We start from the raw sequence: 7298 nt of genomic DNA, 5'->3' as shown, positions 1-7298 counted from the left end.
GGAAAACTGACAATTTTAAACCGCCGTTTTCCTACATTTTAGTCCCGCCCTCTACAATTATTATATTAAGTGAATAATGACAGAAAATTTCAGCTGTCGATTTAATTAGAAATGAGGAAAATTATTTTATCCAAACAAATTACGGTTAATAAATGGTAAAGTAGAGAATGATAATCGAAAATAGTTCATTAAGGTAGGAGGAAATGATCTTGAAGGCTAAGATTGCAAAATTGGCAGTGTTAGCAGCTGTCTCAACAGCGGCTGGATTGATGTTGAATGGTGTGAATGCCAAGGCGGACACTACCGTTACCAATCAATTTACTATTCAACAGACTAACAATCTAAGTAATCCAAATAGCTATACGCAAAATAATGTTCAACTATATTCTAATGGTCTAGCTCAAACACAGACTCAGACGGCGAATGCAGCGGCTTCAAGTGTGCAAAATATTAATATTCCCAGTGGCTATACGCTCGATGCCGTTCGAAATGTTCATAACCAAGCGCAGGCTAATGAGTTAGAAAAGACTTCTATCAATGGGGTATACAACAATAACTATCAACAAGATTCTGGCGCGGTACAGGAAGCGGTTGATATTAATAATCTTACTCCTCAACAAACCGTTCAGATGAACCAGTATGCATTAAATCTTGTTAACCAAGTTCGATATGAGTTTAATGAGCAACCGTTTATTCAGAATCAAAATTCAATCGATACCGTTAAGAAGATGGCGTTGGAGTATCAAGCTAAGAATGAAAGTTTGCTGAATGGACATTGGCACGATGAGAGCATTTTACAGGGGCATGCCGAAAACATTTCTGCCTTTCAGATTTACATTAATAATGTTTCCGGATTGCGGGCACGACCATTCGATGAGGCCCAAGGACGCGATTTTATTAACGCCAATAATGTCCCGTTGTTTAGTGTCAGTAATATGGACGACCTGCAGGCAATGATCTATTATGGGGTCACCCTGATGCTCTTCAAGGATGCCGATGACACCTTTGGCCATGCCCAAAACTTCTTGACAAATTACCAAGCTAATTTATTATCGGTTTATCCATCTTTAACAGAAGGAACTGGGACCGGTAAATATGCTGATGGGACCACCTTTACCTATAAGTTGCAGAATGTTGATATGCACTTTATCTGGGCTGGAACTGATCAAGCCAGTGCTAATCAACCAAGTGACGCGAATGTAACGGGCTGGCGGCTTTCCCAAGATCATAATCACTATGTTTACTATGAAAATAATCAACCATTATCAGGCCGTCAGTATGTTGAATTACCAACAATCAATGGTGTTGGGACGAGCTGGTACTTGATCGACAATGGTGTTGTCCAATCGGGTATTCAGGCGTGGGCTGGTTCATACTATTACTTCGATCCAGCAAATTATCTCCGGGATAATAATGTCTGGGCCATTGCTTGGGGGAATAAATACTACTTCGGTAATGACGGCCAGGCCGTCACTGGGGTCCAAAATATTAATGGCACCTACTATTACTTCACCCCTGGTACTTACTATTTAGCAAGCAAGAAAGACTATGTCCAATCACAGTGGGGTGACTGGTACCTTGTCGGTGATAATGGGCAGCTTCTTTCAGGTGTTCAGCAGTGGGCTGGCTCATACTACTATTTTGATCCATCGACTTATCTCAAGGTTACAAACGCCTATCGCCAATCACAATGGGGTGACTGGTACCTGTTTGGCAGTGATGGTCGGATCTTGACTGGCGTTCAGCAGTGGGCCGGTAGTTATTACTACTTTGATCCAGTGACCTACCTGCGGGTCGACAATCAATACGTTCAATCGCAATGGGGTAGTTGGTACCTGTTTGGCCCGGACGGTCGGATCGTTACTGGCCTGTACAAATGGATGGGGAGTCTGTATTACTTTGATCCGGTAACGTATCTTAAGGTTACTAATCAATACGTTTACCTGAACGGTGTTCGTTACTGGGCAAACGCAAGTGGCCAGTTAAGCCTGGCCCAATAAAATTGGGCACTAATCGATATTAAGAATTGAAATGGTAAATTTGAAATGAATATAAGAAATGTTTTAATTCTGGTTGGCATTATTGCCGTGCTTATTCTTATGGCCCGGTATATATCCTAGTTTCGGCGAATGCGGTCTGGTAATCGCTACGTTAATGGGGGAAAGATATTCTTAAACTGGTTACTCCTCTTGGTAATTGTTGTTAGCCTTGGTGGTGTTTCTTATGCTAATCATCACGGACAGAATCAGGAAAAAGCTAATAAGGTAATCACGCCAACCCCTTCTTCATCGACGAGCAGTAAAGATGATCGTCTCTATATTAGCTATAATAAGGATAAGACGTGGTTGAATGACCAGGGGGTCGCCCCGGTGAAGTTTGTGGTTTCCCCAGATACAGAGGTTCAGATTAAGGGTGAGCGGACTGGTACCGTGTACAAGACCTTTAGGACTAAGAAGGAAAGCGGCCCGGTAACAATTCATTATCAATTTGAGTATGTGGCAAAATATGAAGTAATTGCCACTAAGAAGGGGAAGCGAATTGTTAAGCACCTGACGGTTAAGCGCTGACAAGCTTTTTTGTTTGCCGGTTAGCATGGACACTATATCTTGTTGAAATGATTAAATTGATAGGGTATAGTAAAAGGGATTATGAAGTTCTTAAGATTTTAATAAATTGGGAGATTAAAGTATGGAGATAAAAAAACACTTTAAGCTTTACAAGAGTGGAAAACAATGGTTGGTTGCTGTTGTTGCTACTGTTATCGTTACCGCTGGATTGATGATGACTCAACAGGTTGCTAATGCTGATACGGTGGGTGCAGCATCAGAAACAACTACGGCGATAACCGCCAAGACTGGGGAGCAAAGGGATTTAAGTAATGGCCAAGCAACCCCGCAACTGGTAACAACGGGAAAACAAGATACAGCTGATCAACAATCTACCGGTGTGGTTGGTAATAGCAACCAAGCAACGGTAGCTAACAATGTTAAAGTGTCAGCTACCGATCGTCCTGCTAAGGTGACTAAAAATAGTGATAATACTAGTGTGGTCAAGAATAACAATGTGCCAAAGGACGATTCTAAAACCGTTACTGAACCGGCCACGGTTCAAACTGGTTGGAATAAGGACCAGGATGGTCAGATGACCTATTATCAAAATGGCCAAAAACTGACCGGACGGCAATATATGGAGCTACCAGCCATTCCGGGAACAAACGTGAGTGGTGCGAAGAATTGGTACCTAGTAGATAATGGAACTGCTCAATCCGGTGTTCAGAGTTGGATGGGTACTTACTATTATTTTGATCCAACGACTTACTTGCGGGTTAATAATGAATATCGTCAATCGCAATGGGGAGATTGGTACCTCTTTGGTAATGATGGACGGATTCAAACCGGGGTTCAACAGTGGGCTGGCACCTACTATTACTTTGATCCGGTAACTTATTTACGGGTTAATAATGATTATGTTCAATCGCAATGGGGCCTGTGGTACATGTTTGGTCATGACGGCCGGATAGTAACCAAAGTCTATCCATGGGCTGGATCCTATTACTACTTTGATCCAACGACTTACCTGCGGGTTGACAATGACTACCGTCAATCGCAATGGGGCAGTTGGTACCTCTTTGGTAATGATGGTCGTGTGCAGAGTGGTGTTCAAAAGTGGGCTGGGTCTTACTACTATTTCAACCCAACAACTTACCTGCGGGTTGATGATGATTATGTGACATCCCAATGGGGCCTGAAGTATATGTTCGGCAAGAATGGTCGGATTGTGACGGGGCTGTATAAGTGGGACAAGAATAATCAACTCTATTACTTTGATCCGGCAACCTACCTGGCAGTCAAGAATACCTACATGCAAGCCAATGACGGTAACTGGTATCTCTTCACCGCGGATGGTACAGCAGCCAGTGGTGTCACCAAGTGGGCTGGTACTTACTATTACTTTGATCCGGTTACTCATCTCCGAGTTGACAACAACTATGTTCAATCCCAGTGGGGCGATTGGTACATGTTTGGTCCGGATGGTCGGATTGTAACTGGCCTGAAGGAATGGTACGGAAGCACCTACTACTTTGACCCAACAACGTACTTGAAGGTTACTAATAAGTGGGTAAACGGTCAGTACTTTGGTGCGGATGGAGCCCGTTATCAAAATAAGCTGCTTGTGCAGGGCAGCAAGGCCTACTATCTTGATGCCAATGGTAACCCGGTTCGGAATCAAACGATGACGATTGATGGGACTACCTACCACTTCGATGCTAATGGTGAGGCTAGTGCGCCCGTAATTGTCCCAGATGAGAAGATCAGTACAGACAATGCCTTTATTCAAAAGCAGCGGTCACAAATTGCAGCTTCAATTGCCGATGCCTTAAGTTCAAGGGGGAATATTGACGCTGATTGGAATAATCAAAACGATAACTTTGCGGCCTTTGCAATGCATGATACCGCTCAACTGGTATCAGTTGCCCAGAAGAATGTGCTGGATAAGCAGGCCGGTCAGAAGGTTATTGGCGACCAAGGACTCGATGCCGATGCCAACCTCATTGAAGAAAATCTAGCGAAGAATGCGTTGCTAACCGGAAAGGTTCAGAACATCTTCACGATGAACTATAAGCTAAATGACTTTAGTAACAATGCCGACTATGTTCGGAAGGTCACTGACGATTACGTAAATCAGTTGAAGTTAAAGAACATTGATGGCGATATCTTAGGAATCGGTTCCAATTATGATAGTGTAACACAACAGTTTGTCGTTACGGCAATTCTGTTTAAAAAGGGACCAGCTAAGCCAGTACCTGCTCAAGCACCTTCAATGGTTTCATCAGCGACGGTTACTAATGTCTATAATGATAATACTGAGGTTAATAATCCGTTAACGGTTGGTGCAACTGTTGATAATGCAGAACTAAACGGTGCGCTTGCCGGGATTAACAATACTATCTTGACCGGTGGTCCTAAGGGTGAAGTGATTCCGCAAAATATCCTTCATCTCTACTATGATGCCTTGAAGGGTGCTCAAGAAAAGACTGGTCTCGTAGGTCAAAAGATCTATTCTAATAAGAACGGTGATTATCATTATGTCTACTGGTTGGAAACTAACCAGGGCACGGTTAAGAAAGATTCATGGACGGTTTTCATGAATAATAACAAGGGTGTAAAGTATGGTGATCCAATTAAGGTAGATGTATCAGCAACTCTGACCTGGGGGAAGCCAGCTGCTAAGCCGGTTTCAGGTATTCCAACTTCCCAGATGACACCTGAACAGATTAACACTGCCTACGCTACCGGGTCTGATACTGGTGCTAACCTTGAGCCGGTTAAGATAGAGAAGATCAATAACTTCAATAATTCTCTTGCTAAAGGGGTTGATGTTGGTTCGCTAATTGCACTGGAAAATGCCGGTGTGTCCTTCTACAACTTCAAAGGTCAAAAGGATGACTTATTCAATGTCTTGCAGCAAGCTGGAGTTAATTACATTCGTCTACGGGTTTGGAATGATCCATACAATGCTAAGATGCAGACCTATGGCGGTGGTGCTAATGATGAGGCAACCTTAATTCAACTTGCTAAACGGGCACAGGCTCATGGAATGGCAATTCTGATGGATTTCCATTACTCTGACTTCTGGGCTGATCCGGCTACTCAGTTAGTACCAAAGGCATGGAACAGTGAAGATCCCGCAACCATGCAAAAGTCGGTCTACAATTATACTAAAAAGGTTCTACAAGATCTGAAAGCAGCCGGTGCCGATGTTCAGATGGTTCAAGTCGGCAATGAAATTACGCAAGGAATTCTGACATCACAAACGCGTCCTGACTTCTGGACGAATGAGAGTACTGCTAAGGATGGTTGCGCATACCTGTCAGCTGGTGTGAAGGCAACTCGAGAAACGCTTCCCGCTGCCAAGGTATTACTTCACCTTGAAGAAATGAATCAAGATAAATATCGGAATATTTTGACGAGTTGGAAGAATCATGGGGTTGACTTTGATATCTTTGCAACCTCAGCTTATCAGTTCTGGTTGTGGAGTAATGACCAATACTCAGTAATGGATACAATCAATGGTTGCATTGATATGGTTAAAAACGAGTTTGGCAAGCAAACAATTATCTCTGAAACCAGTTGGCCTTTCACTACTGAGAATTCTGATGGCACTAATAATTCTACCAATGTGGCTGGTAATGCGAAGTTACCAATTAGTCCACAAGGGCAAACTGAAGCGATGCGGCGCCTTTATTCCAGTGCGATGAGTAATGGCAATATCCTTGGTACCTTCTGGTGGGAACCAGCTTGGATTCCTGCTAAGGCTGGTTGGAACTATTATCAATACAACATTGATGCAAGCAGTGTCTATGGTTGTGGTTGGGCGACTGAAGCTGCCCGCGGCTACTACCCAGATAGTAAGTTATACTATGATGGTAAACCAACCTGGGGCGGTAGTTCATGGGATAATCAAGCATTATTCGATGATCAAGGACACCCATTACAATCTTTAAAGATGTATCAGGGGTTCCTAAATGGTTATACTTCACCAAACTATTCTGTACCTGGTGAAGGCAAGGATGTTACTTCTGATATTCAACTAAAAGTAATGAAAGTTTGGAATGAAGCTGGCAATGTTACCAACCCGTTGCAGGCTGATACAATCGTTTCAGCTACGGATGTTAACGGTTTATTGAATGCAACTATTACGAAGCTGTTAACTGGCAAGAAAGAAACTAGTTTTTCTACAGAAACGTTGAACCAGTTAGCTGATTCATTAGCACAAAACGGCCTGCAAGGGACCAAAGAGTATACTGATACCCAGGGGAACAAATACCACTACGTTTTCTGGCTTGATGGCCAAACGGCAGCCGATAAGCAATGGCAGGTTAATAATGCTAATAAGGGTGTTAAGTATGGTCAGATTATCAATCTGCCTGTTACTGCGACATTAACGCTCGATAAATAATATAAGTCTATATTATTAAAGCTCTCGTCCTCATATTGGGGAAGAGAGCTTTAGTTGTTTGGCTCTTCGTCAAGAAGCTCTGATAGGAAAAGCTTTTAAGCAGTTCGTATTTGAAATTTGACATGGATTGTTCGTAAGCAGTCAATAACGATACGTATTGAAAATAAATGAAAGGGCGTGAGCCGTGGCTTTTTGCGGTTCACGCCCTTTCTCTAGTTATGACATACTTGTTGCACTTCTTCTGCCCACGGTAAAAAAGCCTCAATGTCGCTCCTTTTCTGGTTGGGTAGTCGATCAAACAGGTATTTGAAATACTTATATACATTTAGTTTATTAAT

At 42.7% G+C, this 7298-nt stretch carries 4 protein-coding genes; 3 read left to right on the top strand and 1 reads right to left on the bottom strand.

From position 1 onward, the window contains the following. Window positions 1-209: 209 nt before the first annotated feature. The 3 genes from FD34_RS08950 (at window position 210) to FD34_RS08215 (ending at window position 6960) form a co-directional block, all read left to right on the top strand. A complete protein-coding gene (locus FD34_RS08950) occupies window positions 210-2000 on the top strand; it encodes an SEC10/PgrA surface exclusion domain-containing protein (protein ID WP_057808349.1) in 1791 nt (596 codons plus the stop codon). A gap of 189 nt (window positions 2001-2189) precedes the next feature. After that, complete coding sequence (locus tag FD34_RS08850; protein WP_235806022.1) at window positions 2190-2567, top strand: hypothetical protein; 378 nt, start codon at window positions 2190-2192, stop codon at window positions 2565-2567. 121 nt (window positions 2568-2688) lie between these two features. Next, window positions 2689-6960 carry a glycosyl hydrolase 53 family protein gene (locus FD34_RS08215; protein WP_057808347.1) on the top strand — a complete coding sequence of 1424 codons (4272 nt, stop codon included), beginning with the start codon at window positions 2689-2691 and terminating at the stop codon, window positions 6958-6960. A gap of 212 nt (window positions 6961-7172) precedes the next feature. On the opposite strand, the gene FD34_RS08510 is transcribed toward FD34_RS08215, so the two are convergent. Beyond that, window positions 7173-7298: transposase domain-containing protein (locus FD34_RS08510; RefSeq protein ID WP_162255403.1), on the bottom strand; the 126-nt coding region annotated here is incomplete at its 5' end.

This window comes from Limosilactobacillus pontis DSM 8475, from assembly GCF_001435345.1.
GTDB classification, from domain to species: domain Bacteria; phylum Bacillota; class Bacilli; order Lactobacillales; family Lactobacillaceae; genus Limosilactobacillus; species Limosilactobacillus pontis.
Note: the sequence above shows the minus strand (reverse complement) of the source record. Positions and strands in the feature narration are given on the sequence as shown.

Excerpts from the sequence above, each read along its gene's own strand:
- FD34_RS08215 (WP_057808347.1), top strand. The coding sequence starts at position 2,689 with ATGGAGATAAAAAAACACTTTAAGCTTTACAAGAGTGGAAAACAATGG.